General features: G+C 67.8%; 22 protein-coding genes. 9 read left to right on the top strand and 13 right to left on the bottom strand.

What is annotated here, in order from left to right; translation table 11 throughout:
* Window positions 1-105 precede the first annotated feature (105 nt).
* Window positions 106-933: an SDR family oxidoreductase gene (locus tag JF781_RS01585; protein WP_225330231.1), complete on the top strand. Its 828-nt coding sequence runs from the start codon at window positions 106-108 to the stop codon at window positions 931-933.
* Between the two features lie 110 nt (window positions 934-1043).
* Complete coding sequence (locus tag JF781_RS01580) at window positions 1044-1895, top strand: SDR family oxidoreductase (protein ID WP_225330230.1); 852 nt, start codon at window positions 1044-1046, stop codon at window positions 1893-1895.
* 59 nt (window positions 1896-1954) lie between these two features.
* Here the strand turns inward: JF781_RS01580 and JF781_RS01575 are convergent, their stop codons facing one another.
* The 3 genes from JF781_RS01575 to JF781_RS01565 all read right to left on the bottom strand — a co-directional run bounded on the left by JF781_RS01575 (window position 1955) and on the right by JF781_RS01565 (window position 5078).
* Window positions 1955-2827, bottom strand: a complete 873-nt coding sequence (locus JF781_RS01575) for a glycine betaine ABC transporter substrate-binding protein (protein ID WP_225330229.1) — start codon at window positions 2825-2827, stop codon at window positions 1955-1957.
* Window positions 2824-4014, bottom strand: a complete 1191-nt coding sequence (locus JF781_RS01570; RefSeq protein WP_225330228.1) for an NADP-dependent malic enzyme — start codon at window positions 4012-4014, stop codon at window positions 2824-2826. Before JF781_RS01570 ends, JF781_RS01575 begins: the two co-directional genes overlap by 4 nt.
* 74 nt (window positions 4015-4088) lie before the next feature.
* Window positions 4089-5078, bottom strand: a complete 990-nt coding sequence (locus tag JF781_RS01565) for a malate dehydrogenase (RefSeq protein WP_225330227.1) — start codon at window positions 5076-5078, stop codon at window positions 4089-4091.
* A gap of 178 nt (window positions 5079-5256) precedes the next feature.
* Here JF781_RS01565 and corA point away from each other — a divergent pair, with 178 nt between their 5' ends.
* Complete coding sequence (gene corA / locus JF781_RS01560) at window positions 5257-6357, top strand: magnesium/cobalt transporter CorA (RefSeq protein WP_225330226.1); 1101 nt, start codon at window positions 5257-5259, stop codon at window positions 6355-6357.
* An 85-nt stretch (window positions 6358-6442) separates the two neighbouring features.
* Here corA and JF781_RS01555 read toward each other — a convergent pair whose 3' ends face one another.
* The 6 genes from JF781_RS01555 to JF781_RS01530 are packed head-to-tail and all read right to left on the bottom strand — an operon-like array spanning window position 6443 to window position 11946.
* Window positions 6443-7036, bottom strand: a complete 594-nt coding sequence (locus JF781_RS01555; protein WP_225330225.1) for a suppressor of fused domain protein — start codon at window positions 7034-7036, stop codon at window positions 6443-6445.
* Window positions 7033-8211: an ABC transporter ATP-binding protein gene (locus JF781_RS01550; protein ID WP_225330224.1), complete on the bottom strand. Its 1179-nt coding sequence runs from the start codon at window positions 8209-8211 to the stop codon at window positions 7033-7035. Before JF781_RS01550 ends, JF781_RS01555 begins: the two co-directional genes overlap by 4 nt.
* Window positions 8212-8215: 4 nt before the next feature.
* Complete coding sequence (locus JF781_RS01545) at window positions 8216-9055, bottom strand: carbohydrate ABC transporter permease (protein ID WP_225330223.1); 840 nt, start codon at window positions 9053-9055, stop codon at window positions 8216-8218.
* A complete protein-coding gene (locus JF781_RS01540) occupies window positions 9045-9950 on the bottom strand; it encodes a carbohydrate ABC transporter permease (RefSeq protein WP_225330233.1) in 906 nt (301 codons plus the stop codon). The genes JF781_RS01545 and JF781_RS01540 overlap by 11 nt, the downstream gene beginning before the upstream one ends.
* 32 nt (window positions 9951-9982) lie before the next feature.
* On the bottom strand, window positions 9983-11395 hold the full coding sequence (locus JF781_RS01535; RefSeq protein ID WP_225330222.1) for an extracellular solute-binding protein: 1413 nt from the start codon (window positions 11393-11395) through the stop codon (window positions 9983-9985).
* Window positions 11396-11418: 23 nt separating this feature from the next.
* The gene (locus JF781_RS01530; protein WP_225330221.1) at window positions 11419-11946 is read right to left on the bottom strand and encodes a general stress protein; all 528 of its coding nucleotides are present in this window, start codon (window positions 11944-11946) and stop codon (window positions 11419-11421) included.
* Between the two features lie 183 nt (window positions 11947-12129).
* On the opposite strand from JF781_RS01530, the gene JF781_RS01525 reads away from it, so the two are divergent.
* The 5 genes from JF781_RS01525 to JF781_RS01505 all read left to right on the top strand — a co-directional run bounded on the left by JF781_RS01525 (window position 12130) and on the right by JF781_RS01505 (window position 17355).
* Window positions 12130-12726 carry a DUF4190 domain-containing protein gene (locus JF781_RS01525; RefSeq protein ID WP_225330220.1) on the top strand — a complete coding sequence of 199 codons (597 nt, stop codon included), beginning with the start codon at window positions 12130-12132 and terminating at the stop codon, window positions 12724-12726.
* 140 nt (window positions 12727-12866) lie between these two features.
* Entirely contained in the window at window positions 12867-14174 is a 1308-nt protein-coding gene (locus tag JF781_RS01520) for a magnesium transporter MgtE N-terminal domain-containing protein (protein WP_225330219.1), read from the top strand.
* Complete coding sequence (locus JF781_RS01515; RefSeq protein WP_225330218.1) at window positions 14171-14713, top strand: DUF1003 domain-containing protein; 543 nt, start codon at window positions 14171-14173, stop codon at window positions 14711-14713. Before JF781_RS01520 ends, JF781_RS01515 begins: the two co-directional genes overlap by 4 nt.
* Before the next feature lie 105 nt (window positions 14714-14818).
* The gene (locus JF781_RS01510; RefSeq protein WP_225341133.1) at window positions 14819-16114 is read left to right on the top strand and encodes a lytic murein transglycosylase; all 1296 of its coding nucleotides are present in this window, start codon (window positions 14819-14821) and stop codon (window positions 16112-16114) included.
* A gap of 86 nt (window positions 16115-16200) precedes the next feature.
* Window positions 16201-17355 carry an Mrp/NBP35 family ATP-binding protein gene (locus JF781_RS01505; protein ID WP_225330179.1) on the top strand — a complete coding sequence of 385 codons (1155 nt, stop codon included), beginning with the start codon at window positions 16201-16203 and terminating at the stop codon, window positions 17353-17355.
* A gap of 16 nt (window positions 17356-17371) precedes the next feature.
* Here the strand turns inward: JF781_RS01505 and tatB are convergent, their stop codons facing one another.
* The 4 genes from tatB to sigE form a co-directional block, all read right to left on the bottom strand.
* Window positions 17372-17791: a Sec-independent protein translocase protein TatB gene (gene tatB, locus JF781_RS01500; protein ID WP_225330178.1), complete on the bottom strand. Its 420-nt coding sequence runs from the start codon at window positions 17789-17791 to the stop codon at window positions 17372-17374.
* Window positions 17792-19306: a S1C family serine protease gene (locus JF781_RS01495; RefSeq protein ID WP_225330177.1), complete on the bottom strand. Its 1515-nt coding sequence runs from the start codon at window positions 19304-19306 to the stop codon at window positions 17792-17794.
* 157 nt (window positions 19307-19463) lie between these two features.
* Window positions 19464-19859 (bottom strand): anti-sigma E factor RseA, encoded by a 396-nt coding sequence (gene rseA, locus JF781_RS01490; RefSeq protein WP_225330182.1) that lies wholly within the window; start codon window positions 19857-19859, stop codon window positions 19464-19466.
* 142 nt (window positions 19860-20001) lie between these two features.
* The gene (sigE, locus tag JF781_RS01485) at window positions 20002-20757 is read right to left on the bottom strand and encodes an RNA polymerase sigma factor SigE (protein WP_225330176.1); all 756 of its coding nucleotides are present in this window, start codon (window positions 20755-20757) and stop codon (window positions 20002-20004) included.
* Window positions 20758-20959: 202 nt separating this feature from the next.
* On the opposite strand from sigE, the gene JF781_RS01480 reads away from it, so the two are divergent.
* The gene (locus tag JF781_RS01480; protein WP_225330175.1) at window positions 20960-21628 is read left to right on the top strand and encodes an O-methyltransferase; all 669 of its coding nucleotides are present in this window, start codon (window positions 20960-20962) and stop codon (window positions 21626-21628) included.
* Window positions 21629-21649: the final 21 nt, after the last annotated feature.

Here is a 21649-nt window from a genome sequence, read left to right as displayed (position 1 = left end):
GGAGACGCCCGGATTCGCGCAACTGCTCGACGTTCACACCCGACGAGAGCGGTACCGCCGGTACCGGCTAGCCTCGACGCAAACGGGCCAACAGGAAGGGTGCTCATGCAAGGGTTCGCCGGCAAGGTCGCGGTGGTGACGGGTGCGGGTTCGGGTATCGGGCAGGCACTGGCGCTGGAACTGGCTCGCTCGGGAGCCAAGGTGGCCATCAGCGACGTCGACCTCGAAGGCCTGGCCCACACCGAGGAGCAGCTGAAGGCGATCGGTGCGCAGGTCAAGGCGGATCGCCTCGACGTGACCGAACGTGAAGCGTTCCTGGCCTACGCCGACGCGGTCAAAGAGCACTTCGGCAAGGTCAACCAGATCTACAACAACGCCGGGATCGCCTTCACCGGTGACGTCGAAGTCAGCCAGTTCAAGGACATCGAACGCGTGATGGACGTCGACTTCTGGGGCGTCGTCAACGGCACCAAGGCTTTTCTCCCGCACCTGATCGCCTCCGGCGACGGACACGTCGTCAACGTCTCGAGCGTGTTCGGGCTGTTCTCCGTGCCGGGGCAGGCTGCCTACAACTCGGCCAAGTTCGCCGTCCGCGGCTTCACCGAGGCGCTGCGGCAGGAGATGGTGGCGGCCGGCCACCCGGTGGCGGTGACCACGGTGCACCCGGGCGGCATCAAGACCGCGATCGCGCGCAACGCCACCACCGCCGAGGGCCTCGACCAGGCCGAGCTGGCCAAGTTGTTCGACAAGCGGCTGGCCAAGACCACCCCGCACCGCGCGGCCCAGATCATCCTCGATGCGGTGCGGAAGAAGAAGGCGCGGGTGCTCGTCGGGGTGGACGCCAAGGTGCTGGACATCTTGGTTCGCCTGACGGGTTCGGGTTATCAGCAGCTGTTCGGGCCCGTCATGGGCCGGCTGCTGCCCAAGCAGTGATTGATCTCTCAGTGCGGCGCGGCCGCATGTCCACCATTTCGCCCTGCGCTAGCCACCGCCGCTGGTAACGATTAGCGTCAACGCGTCAAGCCTGGTCGAGGGAGTATTGCATGGATGGGTTCGCCGGCAAGGTCGCCGTGGTCACCGGCGCGGGTTCGGGCATCGGCCAGGCGTTGGCGGTCGAGTTGGGGCGCGCCGGTGCCAAGTTGGCGATCAGCGACGTCGACACCGCGGGACTGGCGCAGACCGCCGAGCAACTGGCGGCGATCGGCGCGCCGGTCAAGTCCGATCAGCTTGACGTGACCGAGCGCAGCGCCTTCCTGGCTTACGCCGACGCGGTCAACGAGCATTTCGGCGCGGTCAACCAGATCTACAACAACGCCGGCATCACGTTCATCGGATCCATCGAGGACAGCCGGTTCAAGGACATCGAACGCGTGATTGACGTCGACTACTGGGGCGTCGTCAACGGCACCAAGGCTTTCCTCCCCCACCTGATCGCCTCCGGCGACGGACACATCATCAACATCTCGAGCGCGCTCGGCCTGTTTTCGGCGCCCGGCCAGGCGGCATACGTCTCGGCCAAGTTCGCCGTCCGCGGGTTCACCGAGGCGCTGCACCAGGAGATGGCGCGGGCCGGTCACCCGGTGCGGGTGACGACGGTGCACCCGGGCGGCATCAAAACCGCGTTCGCCCGCAACGCCACCGGCGTCGAGGGGGTCGACCACGCCGAGCTGGCCAGCCTCTTCGAGGAACAGCAGGCCAAAACCACCCCGGAACGGGCGGCCCAGCTCATCCTCGAAGGGGTGCGCAAGAACAAGGCCCGGGTGCTGGTGGGGCCGGACGTCAAGGCGATGGACCTGGTCGTGCGACTGACGGGTTCGCGACCGGAGCTGCTGCTGGGTGGGCCCATCATGGGCCGGCTTCAGCAATTTGTGCACCGCTTGATGCCCAAGCGCTGACCCGGCCGATGAGCGCGTGAATACGCGCGAAGAGAGCCGGGGCACATCAGCCCTGACGTTCAGCGCCCCAGCGGGTGCTCGGCTAACCAGCCCGCCGCCACCGCCTGCGGGTCGGCGCCCGCACCCACCTGCCGGCGCATGTCGACCAGGGCGGCGGTGTCCAGCACGCCGGCCACTTCGTTGATCGCCAACAATTGCCGGTCGCTGAGCGCGTTGCGACGATACAGCGGCACCACGTTCTCGGCCCGAATCAGTGTGGGTTTGGCGTCGGCCAGCGCGACCAGGTCGGCGTGCGCGCCGGGATCGGCGGTGGTCGTCCATCCCGCGGTCAGCTGTCCGGCCGCGACCGCCGCGAACATCGTTGTGCCATCCGGGAATTCACGCGGGGCGGGAAGGCGGCAGGGGCCGATGGCCGACGGCGGCCGTTGACCGGCGACGGCCCCGACGACGAGGCCGGCACAGTGTTGCGGCAGCGTGCTCAAGTCCGCACTGACATCGCTGCCGCCCCACGCCTTGGCGGTGGCTCGACTCACCAGCAGCACGGGTTTGTCCTCGGCGGCCGTCGTGTAGTCGCCCGCCACGATGCCCTCGGGCAGCGCGGCGATCATCGCGCGGTAGACGTCTTTGTCGGACATCGCCGTCGCACCGGGCTGCAGGGCCTGCAACACCCGGCCGGTGAAGGCGGGAACGACGGTGACGGCGCCCGAATCCAATTGGCCCTTCGGGTCGGCGGTCGCCTGGAACCGCGCGCCAAATCCGTAGGACCGCAAGGCCGCCACGTAGACGTTGGCCAGCAGCGTCGACTCGGCGTCGGACCGGGACCCGACCACCACTTCCGCGCCGGCGCGACGATCGCCCGCGGTGTCGGTCGCGCAACCGGAAACAGCGATTAAGGCGGCGAGCAGCGGTGCCGCCAGCCTGCCGATCCTCACCCCGTGGTGTCGGACGCGATCGCCACGGCCGCGGCGACCGCTTCCCCGACGCGCAGGTCCAGCGGGCTGGGGACGATCCGGTCGGGAGCAAGGTCGTCGCTGACGACGGAGAAGATCGCCTCGGCCGCGGCGACCATCATCTTCTCGGTGATCCGGCGGGCACCGGCGTCCAGCGCACCGCGGAACACCCCGGGGAATGCCAGCACGTTGTTGATCTGGTTTGGGAAGTCGCTGCGACCGGTGGCCACCACCGAGGCGTACTTGGCCGCGATTTGGGGGTGGATCTCCGGATCCGGGTTGGACAGCGCGAACACGATCCCGTTAGGGGCCATGGTGGCGATCATCTCTTCGGGGACCACGCCGCCCGACAGACCGAGAAACACGTCGGCGCCCCGCAGGGCTTCCGCCGCGCTGCCGGACAGCCCGTCGGGGTTGGTGCGCCGCGCCAGAGCCGCCTTGACGTCGTTCATGTCGTCCCGAGCGGTGTGCAGAATCCCGCGCGAGTCGAGGACGGTGATGTCCGAAACACCCATCACCATAAGGAGATTGGTGCACGCGACGCCGGCCGCCCCGGCCCCGGAAACCACCACCTTCAGCGAGTTCATGTCCCGGCCGAGCAGCTTGCTGGCACCCATGAGCGCGGCCAGCACAACGATGGCCGTGCCGTGCTGGTCGTCGTGCATCACCGGGCAGTCCAGCGCCTCGATGGCTCGGCGTTCGATCTCGAAGCAACGCGGCGCGGCGATGTCCTCGAGGTTGACGGCGCCGAACGTCGGGCGCAGGCGCACCAGGGTTTCCACGATCTCGTCGGGATCCTTGGTGTCCAGCACGATCGGGATGGCGTTCAGCCCGCCATACGCCTGGAACAGGGCGCACTTGCCCTCCATGACCGGCAACGACGCCGCGGGCCCGATGTCGCCCAGGCCGAGCACCGCGCTGCCGTCGCTGACCACCGCCACCAACCGGTTCGCCCAGGTGTAGCGGGCCGCTTGAGCGTGGTCAGCGGCGATCGCACGGCTGACCTGCGCCACACCCGGGGTATACGCGATGGACAAAGCGCGCTGCGTGTCCAGCGGGGACGTCAGGCCTACCGAAAGCTTCCCGCCGACGTGTGCCTCGAAGATCTCCTCGTCGGTGATCGCGCCATGCTCGGCCTGCGTCTGTATCGATTCAAGCAATTCGGACACGGGGTTCAGGGTACTGACTACCCATTAGTAGGCCTAATTGGTGACGTGGGTCATACCGAGCGCGAAGCGCCGAGCTAGATCAGCTTGAGATCCGTGACCGCGGTGCGCTCCTCGACCAGCTCGGCGGTGGTCTTGTCGATGCGGCCCTGGGAGAACTCGTCGATCTCCAGGCCCTGCACGATCGACCAGTTGCCGTCCTTGGTGGTCACCGGGAACGACGAGACGATGCCCTCGGGCACGCCGTAGGAGCCGTCGGAATAGACGGCCATCGACACCCAGTCGCCCTCCGGGCTGCCCAGCAGCCAGGACCGGGCGGCGTCGACGGTCGCCGACGCGGCCGACGCGGCCGAGGACGCGCCGCGGGCGTCGATGATGGCCGCGCCGCGCTTGGCGACGGTCGGGATGAAGTCGTTCTCGATCCAGGCCTGGTCGTTGACCACCTCGGCGGCGTTCTTGCCGCCGACCTCGGCGTGGAAGATGTCGGGGTACTGGGTGGCGGAGTGGTTGCCCCAGATCGTCACCTTCTTGATGTCGGTGACAGCGGCACCGGTCTTCTTGGCCAGCTGCGAGATGGCCCGGTTGTGGTCCAGGCGGGTCAGCGCCGAGAACCGCTCCTTGGGGATGTCGGGGGCGTTGCTCAACGCGATCAGCGCGTTGGTGTTGGCCGGGTTGCCGGTCACCCCGATGCGGACGTCGTCGGCGGCGACGGAGTTGAGCGCCTTGCCCTGGGCGGTGAAGATCGCGCCGTTGGCCTCCAGCAGGTCGCTGCGCTCCATGCCCGGGCCGCGCGGCCGCGCCCCGACCAGCAAAGCCAGGTTGACGCCGTCGAAGATCTTGTTCGCGTCCGCGCCGATCTCGACACCGGACAGCAGCGGGAAGGCGCAGTCGTCCAGCTCCATCACGACGCCCTCGAGCGCCTTGAGAGCGGGCTCGATCTCAAGGAGACGCAGCTCGATCGGGCGGTCGGGGCCCAGCAACGAGCCACTCGCCAGGCGGAACAAGAGGCTGTAGCCGATCTGGCCGGCGGCGCCGGTGACGGCGACGTTGAGAGGACTTGCGCTCACGTCGATGTACTCCTTGTGGAGAAGGTCGTGCAGATTCGGGTTTCGGCTCGAAACTAGCGCACCCTTTTCCGACCGCGTCCTCCGGTCCGCTACCAGGGCTGATCGTCAGGCTTTGAACAGCCGGGACGCGTAGCATGGAGCACCGCCCGGTCGGACCTGTGCTGCGTGGGAGGTGGATGTGTTCCAAGGATTCGACGCACTGCCCGAAGCGCTTCGGCCGCTCGCGCAGGAACCGGAGCCGCAGCCGAGCGCCGACCCTCGACCCCCCAAGGAAACGCTCGTTGACTGCGCCGTCTACGCCGACGGCCACCGGCTGCCCGGCAAGATCGATTACGCCGCGTCCCTGGACAAAGTGCGCGAGATCGAAACGCTGGGCCACGAAGGGTTCGTCTGGGTGGGTCTGCGCGAACCCAGCCAGGCCCAGATGCAGGAAGTGGCCGACGTGTTCGGGCTGCATCCGCTGGCCGTGGAAGATGCGGTGTGCGCCCATCAGCGCCCCAAGGTGGAGCGCTACGACGACACGCTGTTCCTCGTCCTCAAGACCGTCAACTACGTCCGCCACGAATCGGTGGTGCTGGCCCGCGAGATCGTCGAGACCGGCGAGATCATGGTCTTCGTCGGCCGCGATTTCGTGGTCACGGTCCGCCACGGTGAACACGGCGGGCTGTCCGAGGTGCGCAAGCGGATGGACGGCGACCCCGAGCAGATGCGGCTGGGCCCCTTCGCGGTGATGCACGCGATCGCCGACCATGTGGTGGACCACTACCTCGAGGTGAGCAGTCTGATGTTGTCCGACATCGACAGCATCGAGGGCCTGGCGTTCGCTCCGGGCAGCAAGATCGACGTCGAACCGATCTACCTACTCAAACGCGAGGTCGTCGAGCTCCGGCGGTGCGTCAACCCGCTGTCGGCCGCGTTCCACCGGATCCAGGTGGAGAACAAGGACGTGATCTCCAAGGAACTTCGGCGCTATCTGCGCGACGTCGCCGACCACCACTCCGAGGCCGCAGACCAGATCGCCAGCTACGACGACACGCTCAACTCGTTGATCCAGGCGGCGTTGGCCCGCGTCGGGATGCAGCAGAACAACGACATGCGCAAGATGGCGGCCTGGGCCGGCATCCTGGCGGTGCCCACCATGGTCGCCGCCATCTACGGGATGAACTTCCGCTTCATGCCCGAGCTGAATTGGACGTGGGGCTACCCCGGGGTGATGGCCGTCATGGTCGTCGTCTGCCTGGTGCTGTATTTCCAATTCCGCAACCGCAACTGGCTCTGATGCTTTTTCGCCGAGCGTGTATCCACGGCGAAGAAATCGCAGAATTCTCGCCCTGAGTGCACGTTCGACGATGCGCTCAGCGCGGTCAGTTGGGTTGCGCGGCGGGGCGATTGGTGTTCAGCACGTCGACGCCGTCGTTGTCCCACGCCTGCCGCATCGCCTCGGCGCCTTTCAGCCGCACCCACGCCGCCTCGGTCGCGGTGATGGGCGTCGCCGACAAGAAGCGCACCGGGTCCCGGGGCGGTTCCAGTGGTAGATCCGCGATCTCGCTGCGGCCCAGCAACACCGCGGTGAACGGCACCTTCCGCGACGGCGACGCCCACAGCGGGGAGCCGAGGTCGATCAGCGCATCGGCACTCAGCACGGCACCCTCGACGGCCGGAGTTGCCGCCAGTATCGCGATGCTGCGGGCGATTCCGGTGATCGGGCCGGGATCGCGCAATTGCAGGACGATTTCGGCGCGCGGGCCGCGCACCGGGTCGGCGACATCCAGGGTCGGTTCGGTCATCGGGTGGCGCGAGCAGCCCAGCGAGACGTAATGGACCAGCCCGCTTGTCTCGCGGAATCGCAGCACTTCGATGGTTTCGGTGCCCAGAAATGTCACGCTCGCCGAGTCGGGTTCGAGGTCGCCGAAGTGAGCGCGTACATGCGCACGCACCTGCTCCAACGGCTGGGTCACCGCGGCTCCGACGGTGCGATGGTCAGGTTGGCCCCCGAGTCGGCGTCGAAGACAACGAGCCGTGTCGTGTCGAATGCCAACTCGATCGACTGCCCGATGACCGCTTTGGATTCTGCGGGAACCCTTGCTACGAACTGGTTTTCGTGCGCGTCTCCCTCGGCGGAAAGCTCGTCGAGTTGAGTCGAGTGCGCGGCCCATGCCGCCGTGGAGAAGTACACGTACTTGTCAGCGCCCAGCGATTCGACCAGGTCGACCTTCACCTCGAAGGTCAGCGCCCTGATCCGCTGGTACCCGTCGATCAACGCGGCGTCGGACAGGTGCTCGGGCCGCACCCCCACGATGACGCTGCCCGGTGTCGGATGCTGGGCGATCACCTCCCGGACTTCCGGTGTCAGCATCACCTCCCCGAAGGGGAGCGTCAGCCCGATGGGGGTCAAGGTGGCGGGGAAAAAATTCATCGCCGGCGAGCCGATGAAGCCCGCGACGAACAGGTTGGCCGGGTGTTCGTAAAGCTCGTCGGGGGTGCCGATTTGCTGTGCGACGCCCGAATGCATCACCACCACTCGGTCGCCGAGGGTCATGGCCTCGGTCTGATCGTGGGTGACGTAAACGGTGGTCGTACCCAGCCTCTTTTGCAGCCTGGCGATCTCGCCACGCATCTGGACGCGCAGTTTGGCATCCAGGTTGGACAGGGGCTCGTCCATCAAAAACGCCTTGGGATGGCGCACGATGGCGCGGCCCATCGCCACCCGTTGCCGCTGCCCACCGGACAACTGCGAAGGCTTGCGGTCCAGAAACTCGGTCAGGTCAAGGGTTTTGGCGGTCTCGGCGACCTTCTGCGCGATCTCGGGCTTCGGCATCTTCGCCAGCGTCAACGGGAACGCGATGTTTTGCCGCACCGTCATGTGCGGGTACAGCGCATAGGACTGGAACACCATCGCGATATCGCGGTCTTTGGGCGCTTTCTCGTTCACCCGTTCGCCGCCGATGCGCAGCTCTCCCGAGGAGATATCTTCAAGCCCGGCAATCATGTTCAGCGTCGTGGTCTTACCGCACCCCGACGGGCCCACCAGGATCAGGAATTCACCGTCGGCGATGGTGATGTTCAGGTCCTGCACCGCCACGGCGCCGTCGGGATAGCTCTTGGTGACATGGTCCAGCACAATCTCGGCCATCGCGTCATCCCTTCACAGCGCCGGAGGTCAACCCGGCGACGATTCGTCGTTGGAAGATTAGAACAAAAGCGATGATGGGAACGGTGATCACCACGGCCCCGGCCGCGATCGATCCGGTCGGCTCCTCGAACTGTGAACTGCCGCTGAAGTTCACGATCGCCACCGGTGCGGTGATGGCAGCTTTGGTGGCGGTCAGGGTCAGCGCCAGCAGCAGATCGTTCCAGGCGAAGATGAACACCAGGATCGCGGCGGTCACCACGCCGGGCGCCGCCAGGGGGACGATCACCTTGCGGAACGCCTGAGCCGGCGTGGCGCCGTCCATTGTCGCCGCCTTCTCCAAATCCCATGGGATCTCGCGGAAGAACGCCGACAGCGTGTAGATCGCGAGCGGCAGCGCAAACGTGATGTAGGGCAGGATCAGGCCCGGCCAGGTGTCGAACAGGCCGATGAAGCGTTCGATGTTGAACAACGGTGTGACCAACGAGATCGCGGGAAACATGGTGATCAGCAGGGTGGCGCCGACCAGCGGTCGCTTGCCCGGAAAATCCAGGCGTGCGATCGCATAGCCCGCCATCGCCCCGAGAGTTACCGCGATCGCGGTGGTGATCAACGCGATCCCGACGGAGTTGATCAGTGCCGAGCTGAAGAAGTCGCCGCGAAAGATGCCGCGATAATTGTCCAGGGACATCGACGACGGAATCAGCTTGCCGTCCTTGACCGTTGACGTCGGCTTCAGGGAGAGGCTGAAGATCCACAACACCGGAAGCAGCGCGTACACCACGACCACGATGTCGATGACCGCCCAGATCGCGGTGCGCCGCGCGCCCTGCCCGTCAACGACCATCGACGTCACCACCGGGCGCCGCCGCGCCGAAGACCTTGATGAACAGTAGGGCGATGAGGCCCACGCAGAAGAAGATCAGCACGCTGATCGCCGAGCCGAGCCCGACGTTGAACCCCTTGAACAGGTTGTCATAGCCCAGGATCGAGACCGAATCGGTGTTGTTGGCGCCATTGGTCAAGACGTAGATGTTGTCGAAAATGCGGAAGGCGTCGAGTGTTCGGAACAGCAGGGCGACCACTACCGCCGGCTTGATGATCGGCATGATGACTCCGGTCAAGCGGCGCCACGGGCCGGCGCCGTCGACCTGCGCGGCCTTCAGCAGATCCTCTGGCACCAGCGCCAGCCCGGCCAGCAGCAGCAGCGCCATGAACGGTGTCGTCTTCCAGACCTCGGCGATCACGACGATGGCCAGCGACGGGATCTGAGCGGTCAGCGGCGCACTACCATGCGGCAGCAGGTTGGCCAGATAGCCCGTCCCCGGGGTCCAGGCGTAGTACCAGCTGTACGACGCGACCACCGTCACGATGCCGTACGGGATCAGGATCGCGGTGCGCACCAAGCCCTTTCCGACGAGGGTGCGGTGCATCACCAGCGCCAGCGCCAGGCCGAGGACGAATTCGAGGGACACCGAAACCACGGTGATGCCCAGGGTGACCGCCAGCGCGGTCCACCAATACCGATCGGTCAGGATCGTCACGTAATTGCTCAGGCCGATGAACGCGGTGTCGTCGGGGACGGCAAGGTTGTTGCGCTGCAGGCTCAACCACACGGCGTAGCCGATCGGATATGCCGTCACCGTCAGCATCAGGATCGCCGCCGGGGCGACGAGTAACAAAGCCAATCGCTGTTCGGAGTGCTGATTCCGGGTCCGCAAACGCGATGCGACGGAAGGCAGTCGGGCCGGGCGCGTTTCGGGGGCCGCGGCCGTCACGGCAACAGCCCCTTCCCGTCGATGGCCTTCTGCACCTCGGTGGCGAGCTCGTCGGCGGTCCGCTCGGGGTCGACCTTGGTGATCGGGCTCAGCGTCGCGGCCAACCGGATGGCCACCGCCTGATAGACCGGCGTGGCCGGACGCACCGCGGCATCGGTGAGTTGGCGGCGAATGATCGTGTACATCGGGTACTTGGCCTGGAACTGCGGGTCCGAATACAGCGACGTGCGCACCGGGGGCAGGCCCCCCGCGATCGACACGTACTTCTGGTGCTGCAGGCTGCGCAGGCAGCGGATGGCTTCGAACGCCTCGGCTCGGTGGCGGGTGGTGCTGGCCACCGCCAGGTTCGCGCCGCCGATGGTCACCTTGGCCGGACGGCCCGGCGTCACACCGGGATACGGCGCGAAGCCGAAGACTTTCTGGCTGGCCTGATAGGCGATGCGGAATTGCTCGTCAGTGGGCACGAACGTTCCGACGTCGTTGATGCTGCCGGCCAACCGCGGATCCTGGTTGAGCGGCAGAAAGGGCACACCGCCCTTCACCGCGTTCTCCAGCATGGATGCCAGCGCGTACGGCCAGTTGACCGCGAGCGCGGCCCTGCCCTGTTCGACCGCCAACCGCGCGGTGCCCTCGTCGGTGCGGGTGATCGACGGATCGGCCCCGGGCGCGCTCGCCACGGATTTGAGGATCCGCAGCGCAGTGACGGTGGCTGCCCGGTGCGCCGGCGTGTCGGTCAACGTGACGTGGCGGCCGTCGTCGGATAGCACCTGGCCGCCCCCGCTGGCCAGCAACGTGTTGAACCAGACCACCAGGCCTTCGCCCTCGTTGGCCTGCACGGCGATCCAGCTGGGCTGCCCCGCGGCGTGCAATCTGGTGGCCTCGCGCACCATCCCATCCCAGGTTCGCGGCGGCTGACGCACCAAATCCGGCCGATACCAAAGCAATTGGGTGTTCGTTGTGACGGGGGCTGCGTAGAGCTTGCCTTCCCAGCGCGCCGTCGACAGCGGGCCCGGCAGGATATCGGCCGTCGCGTCGGGTTCGGCGCGCCCCGCGGGATCGTCGGACAGCGGTAGCGCCCAGCCCGCCTCGGCGAACTCCGCCGTCCACACCACGTCGAGCGACATCACGTCCAGCGTGCGGTCGTGACCGGTCAACCGCCGCGCCAGCTGCAAACGCTGCTCGCCGGGGGCTCTGGGCAGACTGATCTGTTGAATGGCGAAGCGGCCGCCGAATTGCTTGGTGCAATCCTGCGCGACCGCGGTGAACGTCGCACCGTCGGCAGCCGTGGTGTAGAAGCTGATTACCAGCCCGTGCGTTCCGGAAGCGCATGCCGATACCGCCGCGGCGATGGTGAGCGTCGCCAGCGCGATTGCGCCCGTCCGGCGTACGCGCACACGACGACTCACCACCGATCACACCTCTCGTGCGCGCCTCAGATCGCCAAGCGCGCCAACAGGTCCCGCGCCTTTTCTGCGTTTTGCGGATCACAGAGCACGTCGTAGCGCCCAGCCACCAATTGCATGGTCGAACTGAAATCCCTTGTGCCACGGGCCATTGAATACGGAACAGCCGAAGTGATGAGCCCGAAGAAGACGCCGGCGACCAGGCCCGTGACCAGTGCGCCCCAGGGATTGGGACTGAAGAAGCCCAGCACCAGGCCGATGAACAGGCCCAGCCACGCCCCGCTCAGCACGCCTCCGCCGAGCACCTTGGGCCAGGTCAATCGGCCGGTAACTCGCTCCACCTGCATCAGGTCGACACCCACGATGGTCACCTGTTGGACCGGGAACTGTTGCTCGGAGAGGTAGTCGACGGCGCGTTGCGCCTCGGCGTAGGTGGGATAGGACCCGACCGGCCAGCCCCGCGGAGGTGTCGGCAGTCCAGGCGACCCTCGCCCACGCCCCGTCGCGCCTCCTGGCGTCGCGCCGGGAACCTGCCCAGGCTGGAAAGGATTAGTCATCGCCGTTCATTGTCCTCCGCCTCGGTCGTCGTTTCATCTCAGGGCCTTTCCACCCTATCCCGCGGCCCGTCGCCACCTGCGAAAACACGGCGCGCTGGCGTGGAGTGACCAGCCCGGGGTTGCGCAAGGCCCTGACGTTTCGCCCCGGTGGCCGCCACCTGCCCATGGGTTAGGTTGAACACCATGACAGCTCCCGGCGGCGGCTTCGGCGAGAGTGCCCACGACGACAAGGCCGACCCACCCACCGGCGGCGACGCCTCTGAGCAGCAGGACCAGCCGGCCCCCTGGGAACCGCCCTCCGCCGATTCGGCGCCCCCGCCGTATCCACCGCCGGGCTATCCCACCGACTACGCAGCCGGGTATCCGCCGCCGTCGTACCCCCCGCCCGTCCCGCCACCACCGGGCTATGAACAACCAGCCGGTTACGGCGGATCGCCCTACCCGCCGGCACCACCGCAGTACGCCGGGCCGCCCCCCTACGGGTCTCCCGGATATGCGGGCGGCTATTACCCGCCGCCGGACTACCACGGTGGCTATCCGGCCCAGGCCGCTGTGCCCGGGACGAACCCGCTGGCGATCGCCTCGCTCATCGCGTCGTTCACCGGCCTGTTGTGCTGCATCGGCTCAATCGTGGCCATGGTGCTGGGCGCGATCGCCCTGGACCAGATCAAGCGGACCCGGCAGGAGGGTTTCGGCCTGGCGGTCGCCGGCATCGTCATCGGAATCGCCACGCTGGTGGTGACTTTGGTGATCGTGCTCTTCGCGCTGCGCACGCATTAGCGGCGTTCGCCCCGCATCAGTGCCTGGCGCGATCGCAAGCGCGGCGGAGCCGGGCGCAGCGGGTCGCCCCGCATCAGTGCCCGGCGCGATAAGCCCGGCCGGTCTGCCATCGGACCGATGGCTGCCTAGGCTCTACTTCCATGGGATCGGTCAACAGGGTGTACATCGCGCGGCTCGCGCGAATGTTGGTGTTGGGTCCACTCGGGGAGTCCGTCGGCCGGGTCCGCGACGTTGTGATCAGCATCAGCATCGTCCGCCAGCAGCCGCGCGTCCTGGGGTTGGTCGTCGACCTCGCGACCCGGCGCAGCATCTTCATCCCGATCCTGCGAGTCGCGTCCATCGAGCCCAACGGCGTGACGCTGAGCACCGGCAACGTGTCCCTACGCCACTTCGTGCAGCGGCCCGGGGAAGTTCTGGCGATCGGCCAGGTGCTGGACACCCAGGTCAAGGTCAACGACCCCGAACTGCCCGAGCTGGCCGGCCTCGACGTCGTGGTCACCGATCTGGGCATCGAACAGAACCGGACGCGCGACTGGATGGTGAGTCGGGTCGCCGTGCGCCCGCACCGACGGCTGGGACGGCGCGGTCCCGTTCACGTCGTGGACTGGCAAAGCGTGCAGGGTTTGACCCCGTCGGCGCTGGCCTTGCCGGGGCAGGGGGTGGCGCAGCTGCTGGGCCAGTTTGAAGGGCGCAAGCCGATCGATGTGGCCGACGCGATCCGCGCACTACCGGCGAAGCGACGCTACGAGGTGCTCAGGGCGCTCAACGACGACCGGCTGGCCGACATCCTGCAGGAGTTGCCGGAGCTGGATCAGGCCGAGGTGCTGTCGCAGCTGGGCACCGAGCGATCGGCGGACGTGCTCGAGGAGATGGATCCCGACGACGCCGCCGACCTGCTCGGCGTGCTGAACCCCACCGACGCCGAGATGCTGCTGACCCGGATGGACCCCGACGAGTCCGCGCCCGTGCGCCGGCTGCTGACGCATTCGCCGGACACCGCGGGTGGCCTGATGACTTCCGATCCGGTGGTCCTCACCCCGGACACGTCGGTCGCGGAGGCGCTGGCCCGGGTCCGCGATCCGGACCTCAGCACCGCCCTGTCCTCAATGGTGTTCGTGGCGCGTCCACCGACGGCGACGCCGACCGGCCGCTACCTGGGCTGCGTGCACTTGCAGCGGCTGTTGCGCGAGGCGCCAGCCGAGCTGGTCGGCGGGATCGTCGACAGCGAGTTGCTCACCCTGACACCGGAGACGCCGCTGATCGCGGTGACCCGCTACCTCGCCGCGTACAACCTCGTGTGCGGCCCCGTCGTCGATGACCAGAACCACCTGTTGGGTGCGGTCACCGTGGACGACCTGCTCGATCACCTGCTGCCGCACGACTGGCGCGTGGACATGCAGGAACTCGACGCGGCCGGCCAATTCCAAGGCTTGGGAGGTTCCGCGTGAGCAAATCCACGGCTCCGCGAGGGCTGTACACCCCGCGGACATCGCGCAGGTATTCCCCCCGGCTGGATCCGGAGACCGTCGGGCAGCTCACCGAATCGATCGCGCGTTTCTTCGGCACCGGCCGCTACCTTCTGCTGCAGACGGTCATGGTGGTGGTGTGGATCGCGGTGAACCTGTTCGCGGCCAAGGCGCGCTTTGACCCCTACCCATTCATCCTGTTGAACCTGGCCTTCTCCACACAGGCCGCCTACGCGGCCCCGCTGATCCTGTTGGCGCAGAACCGGCAGGAGAACCGCGACCGCGTCGCACTCGAAGAGGACCGCCGTCGCGCCGCCCAGACCAAGGCCGACACCGAATACCTGGCCCGTGAATTGGCGGCATTGCGGCTGGCCGTCGGCGAGGTGGTGACCCGCGAATACCTGCGCCACGAACTGGATGACCTGCGCGAACTGCTCGCCGATCTGACGCCGGAATCCCCCGATGCGGGCCCGGCACCGCAGGGCGACAACCTGGAGCGCGCGGCTAAGAAATCAAGGTGAGATCCGCTTCGACCATTGCGCCACTCGCGCCACAAGAGTTATGTATGGTGATCTGGTTCACCGATCTAACAGAAAGTAAGTCCAGCTCACACCTAGGACGGTCGAGTGCGCATAGGGGGAAACCGGGGTGCGAGCCCGGCCGCCGCGACTGCGCGGCAGCTAGCACTTCGGAATACGCGCAAGCCGATATTCGGCGTCGCCATGATCACTCCGCTGGTCTTCGCGGGCGCCGTCAGCGGGGCGGCACCTGAACTTCCGGCGCAGATGCCGCCGGTTCATGCCGCCGTCACTCCGGTGGCCGCGGTCTCCCCCACCTTCCCCGACCTCACCGGGCCCGCCGTCGTCGCGGTAGACCGCAGCCCCACCGCCTTTCACGTCGCCGAGCCCGCGCTGTCCGCCCCGCCGCCGGCGATGATCGTCAATGCGCGTGGCGCACTGGGCATTCCGAGCATCGCATTGGCCGCATACCGCAACGCGGAGCAGAAGATGGCCGTCGCCGCCCCGGGCTGCGGCGTCAGCTGGAACCTGCTGGCAGGCATCGGGCGCATCGAATCGGGGCACGCGGGCGGCGGCGCGGTCGACGCACGCGGCACCGCGATCACCCCGATCTACGGCCCGTCGCTGGACGGCACGCTGCCCGGCAACGAAGTCATCATCCAGAGCAGCGCCGCCAATCGCGTCACCTACGCCCGCGCGATGGGACCGATGCAGTTCTTGCCGGGGACCTGGGCGCGCTACGCCTCCGACGGCAAGGGCGACGGCGTGGCCGACCCGCAGAACCTGTTCGACTCCACCCTCGCGGCTGCCCGGTATCTGTGCAGCGGGGGGCTGAACCTGCGTGATCAGTCGCAGGTGTTGAGCGCGATTCTGCGCTACAACAACTCGATGCCCTATGCGCAGAACGTGCTGGGGTGGGCGGCAGCCTACGCCACGGGCGTCGTCCCGGTCGACCTGCCGCCGATGACCGGACCGCCGCCGCCGCTGGGCGACGCGCACCTCGAGCATCCCGAAGGGCTGGGGCCCAACCTGCCGATGAACATCAACGGCCTGCCGCTGGACGACCCGCTGGCGCGCGTACCACTGATCGACCTGAGCAGCCCCGCGATGGTCAGTCCCCCGCCGATGTTCCCCTGGATGTCTCCCACGCCTCAGCAGGCGCCGGCCCAACTTCCCGGGTGCACCGTGATTTGCATCGGCACCCAGAGCTCACCTCCGGCGGCACCTCCGCCGCCGTTCGCTCCGCCGCAGCCGTTCGCTCCGCCGCCCCCGGATGTCGTCGCGCCGCCGGCGCCCCCGGCAGCCAGCGCGCCGCAAGCCGCGCCGTCGCCCAAACCGGCCGGCCCAGCGGCGGCGCCGAACGCGCCCGCGGTGCACAAGCCCGCGCCGGGCCCGGCCAACTGACACCGCGGCGATCGCCAGCGCGGCAAAGCCGGGCTCAACGGGTCGCCGCCCGACTGCTCCATCGCGCACGCCTACACTCGGCGGTGATGTCCAGCCATGACTCTTCTGATTCCGCCGACCTGAGCGCGGCAATCCGCGCCGCACTGGGGAAGGTGATCGACCCCGAACTGCGGCGCCCTATCACCGATCTCGGGATGGTCAAAAGCGTCGACACCGAACCCGACGGCTCGGTCCATGTCGCGATCTACCTGACCACCGCCAGCTGTCCGAAGAAGAACGAGATCACCGAACGGGTCAGCCAGGCGGTCTCCGACGTCCCGGGCACGGGCGCGGTGAAGGTCAGCCTCGACGTGATGAGCGACGAGCAGCGCACCGAGCTGCGCAAGCAGTTGCGTGGTGACGCGCGTGAGCCGATTATCCCGTTCGCACAACCGAATTCGCTGACGCGAGTCTATGCGGTCGCGTCCGGGAAGGGCGGGGTGGGCAAGTCCACCGTCACGGTCAACCTGGCGGCGGCGATGGCGGCCCGCGGCCTGTCCGTCGGCGTGCTGGACGCCGACATCCACGGCCACTCCATCCCCCGCATGATGGGCACCACCGACCGGCCCACCCAGGTCGAGTCGATGATCCTGCCGCCCATCGCCCACGAGGTGCGGGTCATCTCGATCGCTCAGTTCACCGAGGGCAACACGCCGGTGGTATGGCGCGGGCCGATGCTGCACCGCGCCCTGCAGCAATTCCTGGCCGACGTCTATTGGGGTGATCTGGACGTGCTGCTGCTCGATCTGCCGCCGGGGACCGGCGACATCGCCATCTCGGTGGCGCAGCTGATCCCGAACGCGGAGATTCTGGTGGTGACGACGCCACAGCTGGCCGCGGCCGAGGTCGCCGAGCGGGCCGGCAGCATCGCGCTGCAGACGCGCCAACGCCTCGCCGGCGTCGTGGAGAACATGTCGGGGCTCACGCTGCCGGACGGCTCCACGCTGAAGGTGTTCGGTGAGGGGGGCGGCGAGCAGGTAGCCGAGCGGCTGTCGCGCGCGGTCGGCGCCGATGTGCCGCTGCTGGGTCAGATCCCGCTGGATCCCGAGCTGGTGGCCGCGGGCGATTCCGGCACTCCCTTGGTGCTGAGCGCGCCCGATTCGCCGGTGGGCAAGGCGCTGCGCGGGGTGGCCGACAGCTTGTCCTCGCGTCGGCGCGGGCTGGCCGGCGTATCGCTGGGGCTCGATCCGAAAGGCCGCTGAAACCGGCCGGGCCGGTTCAGGTTGCGTCGGTGTCGAACGGCGTGTGGCCGCCCGTCTGCTGTTCCGCTCCGAGCGGTTGTCCGTTCGCCGGTGCGGGAGGGGCGGGCGGCGGCGTCTCCAACGCATCCCCGTTCACCGGCTTGTCGAAGTTTCCGGTCAGGAACGAGTCATCGCCGTCCAACAGGTGCTTGGTCAGCGCGGCGCGCGGGGTCATGCCCCGCAACTTCTGCAATTCGCTGAGCGGACCGCGCAGGTCATCGAACTCGGGACCGAGATCCTCGCGCAACTGGCTGGTCACACCGCTCAGGTAGTCGCGCGCCTGGCGCAACGCGTTGGCCGACCACCGGATGGCGCCGGGAAGCCGCTCGGGGCCGAGGACCACCAACCCGACCACGACGAGGACGAGCATCTCTCCCCAGCCGACGTTGGCGAACATCTAGCCGCTATCCGGGTCCGGTTTCACCGTCAGGGTGACGTGCCGGCCATCGCGGACCACCTCGATCGGGGAATCCTGGCCGATGGTCAGTTGCCGCACCGCGACCACGAATTCGTCGGCGTCGGCGACCTTGCGGTTCCCCACCTTGACGACGACGTCGTTTTCCAGGACGCCGCCCTTCTGCGCCGGACTTCCTGCCTTCACGTTGGCGACCTGGGCGCCGGAGGCGATCGCGTTGCTCACCGAGCGGGTGCTGACGCCCAGCGTCGGGTGCACGATCTTCCCGTCCCGGATCAAGGTCTGGGCAACTTCCTTGGCCTCGTTGATCGGGATCGCAAAGCCGAGCCCACTTGCGCTGTCGGACAACGACTTACCCGCGGTGTCGATGCCGATCACCTGGGAATCCATGTCGATCAGCGGGCCGCCGGAGTTGCCGTGGTTGATCGACGCGTCGGTCTGCAGGGCGTCGATCACCGTGTCGGTGTCCGAGCCCTCCCCGGACAGCGGGACCGGCCGGTGCAGCGCGCTGATGATCCCGTGCGTCACGGTGCTGCGCAGCCCCAGCGGCGCACCCGCGGCGAGGACCTCGTCGCCCACCCGCACCTTGTCGGAATCACCCAGGCGCGCCACGCTCAGGTTGTCGACGTTGTCGACCTTGATCACCGCCAGGTCGGTCTTGGGGTCGCGCCCGACCAGGTTGGCGGGCACTTCCTTGCCGTCGTTGAACACCACGGTGGTCTTGAACTGGCTGGGGTTGTTCGCCGCCTCGGAGATGACGTGGTTGTTGGTGACGATGTAGCCACGCCCGTCGATGACGACGCCGGAGCCCTGCATGCCCTCCTGGTCGCTCTTGGACTCGATGGTCACCACGGCGTTCGCGGTCGCCGACGCCACCTTGGCGAAGCGCCCGGCCGGGCCTTCCCCGTTGCCGTTGGTCGACAGCGTCACCTTGGAGGTGGTGAACGCCTCGGCGACCTCGGCCGTCTTGCGGCCCACCACCCCGCCGATCAGGCCGATGACCAACGCGATCAGCGCCAACACCAGCAACGCCAGGTAGGACACCCGGCCGCCGAACAGCACGTCGCGCACACCCAGTTTGCCGCCGTAGCCCAGCGCGGAGCGCGAGGTCGATGGCGCGACCGCCGGGGTTCCCAAGGCCGCCGCGGCCGCCGGATCCCGCCAGGGATCGTCCAGCTCGTCGGGCTCCCCGCCGTCTTTCTCGGCGGCCAGCGCGCCGACGTCCACGGGGTGGCGCTGCAGCGAATCGAGGCTGCCCTGCGGCCGGTGGAAGGCCTCCTGGAGGACGGGGTCGGCCGGACGATCGCTCGGCCGGAATTCGGACTGGTCCCGGTACTTCTGCGGGCGGACGCGCTCGGCCACGAACGACCCGCGCAGCCCGTCGGGACGACTGAACTCCCGACGCGATGCGGGGTCGACCGGCGGACGCGAGACGGGGCGCGGCGCTAGGCGGTTGCCGCTGTCATTGCTTCGGTCGAAGCCTTGGTCGGAGGTCACGTTATCCCTTTTGGATCCTCTACTTGAGCGCTCGAGACGGGCCTTTACCGGCCGATATGTGCGGCAGCGGCGTTGTCCGTGTCCACCCTAGTATCCACGGCGCGTCGTGGGTCGACATGAACGAGCGAGTGGGGCGATTGCGCAGCGAGTCCGATCGCTATCGACGCTTGCGACGCTCGCGGGCATCGCGGTCGGCGAAACCGTCGGATGCCGGTGCGGTCGAGTCGTCGGGCGAATCGTAGGGAATGTCAGCCAGCATGCCGAGCAGCGTGCTGGGGATGCGGATCGGGTGCGAATCGCGCAGCGCCGCGCGCGTCCGACTCTGATCGTCGACCTCGGCCGCGCACTGGGGGCACATCGACAGGTGATGCGCGGCCCGCAGGTGGGCGTTCATCCGCAGCTCGCCGTCGACGAACGCGGCGATCGCCTCGACGGACAGGTGCTCGGTGGAACCGAACTGGCGGGGTGCGCCGACGGGCGCGTCGCTCTGGGAGGCGAACTGGGCGGGAAGCCAGGAGAACGCGCGGCGGAACACATGTCCTCGATCGGGCATCACCAGCTCCTTGCCACTCATTGTCCTTGCCGCCTCCTCTCGAATGTAGCGCGAGCCGGTGGGCAATAGCGCAGCTACGGGCGCAAAGCCGCTGAATATCTACCTGATCGCTCCGCTGCCGAGACAGGCGGGCGGTCGCTGCCTACGCCGACTGGGCGCGCAGCTCGTGCCGATCGGAGTGGGCGGCGAGGTAGTCACGCAGGGCCTGGCGTCCGCGGTGGATGCGGCTGCGCACGGTCCCGAGCTTGACGCCCAGGGTGGCACCGATCTCCTCGTAGGACAGACCTTCGATGTCACACAGGACGACGGCCGCACGGAATTCCGGCGGCAGCGAATCCAGCGCCGCCTGCAGGTCAGGGCCGAGCCGTGAATCGTGGTAGATCTGCTCGGGGTTGGGCTCGTCGGCGGGCACCCGCTCGTAGTCCTCGGGCAGTGCCTCCATCCGGATGCGCGCGCGCCGGCGCACCATGTCGAGGAAGAGGTTGGTGGTGATGCGGTGCAGCCACCCTTCGAACGTGCCCGGCTGATAGTTCTGCACCGACCGGAAAACCCGGATAAAGGTCTCCTGGGTGAGGTCCTCGGCGTCGTGCTGGTTGCCGGAAAGCCGATAGGCCAGCCGGTACACCCGGTCGGCGTGCTGACGAACCAGCTCGTCCCACGACGGCATGGCCGACTTGTCCCCGGTCGCGTCGAAAACCGCGGTCCCCTGCGGAGCATCCGCCGGCTCCACCCACTCGTCGGTGGGGCGCTCCTGCGCGTGAGACATGCTGGACGGGCTGAGCAAGGTGGTGATGATCAATTCCTCCGAATCGGGTGTGCCGATCACTGGCACTTCGTCATTGACGGCAACAGGCAGCTGCCATTCGGTATTCCCCGCCCAACGCGCTCCGCGATCCATACGGACACCGTCGCGTATCGGCGTATGTGCGGTATATGAACAGTCTGAGCTGAGCCTGAGAAACCGTTTCGTTACCTGCGCTGTGCAGGAAATATCCATCGCACGGTGACCTTAAACGCACCGGGCCGGTTGGGCGTGTCGCCGGCGTGCGGTTTTAGGCGCGCCTGTCGGTTCGCGCGATCAATTGGAATACGCTGCGGGCATGGACGGCACCGACGCAGAAGCCCCTGGCCAAACAGCGCCCAGTCGGGCCGAATCGCTCTTTGCCCACGCCGAGGGATCGATATCGGAGGACGCGGTGTTGGCGGCCGCCCGCGAGCGTGCCGTCGACATCGGCGCGGGCGCGGTGACGCCGGCCGTGGGCGCGTTGTTGAGCCTGCTGACCAAGCTGAGCGGCGGCAAGGCCGTCGCCGAGGTGGGCACCGGCGCGGGCGTCAGCGGGCTGTGGTTGCTGTCGGGCATGAGCGATGACGGCGTCTTGACGACGATCGACATCGAGCCCGAATACCTGCGGCTGGCCAAGCAGGCGTTCACCGAGGCCGGCATCGGCCCGTCGCGCAGCCGGCTGATCGGCGGGCGCGCCCAAGAGGTGCTCACCCGGCTCGCCGACGAGTCCTACGACCTGGTGTTCATCGACGCCGACCCGATCGATCAGCCGGACTACGTCGTCGAGGGCGTCCGGTTGCTACGCCCCGGCGGCGTGATCGTGGTGCACCGGGCGGCGCTGGGCGGGCGGGCCGGCGATCCGGCTGCCCGCGACGCCGAGGTGGTGGCGGTGCGCGAGGCGGCCCGCCTCATCGCCGAGGACGAGCGGCTCACCCCGGCGCTGGTGCCGCTCGGCGACGGCATCCTGGCCGCGGTTCGCGACTGAATTCGCACACTTTTACGCATT

The organism is Mycobacterium sp. WUMAC-067 (genome assembly GCF_020217485.1).
Taxonomy (GTDB): domain Bacteria; phylum Actinomycetota; class Actinomycetes; order Mycobacteriales; family Mycobacteriaceae; genus Mycobacterium.
This window is presented reverse-complemented; position numbering and strand designations above follow the sequence as displayed.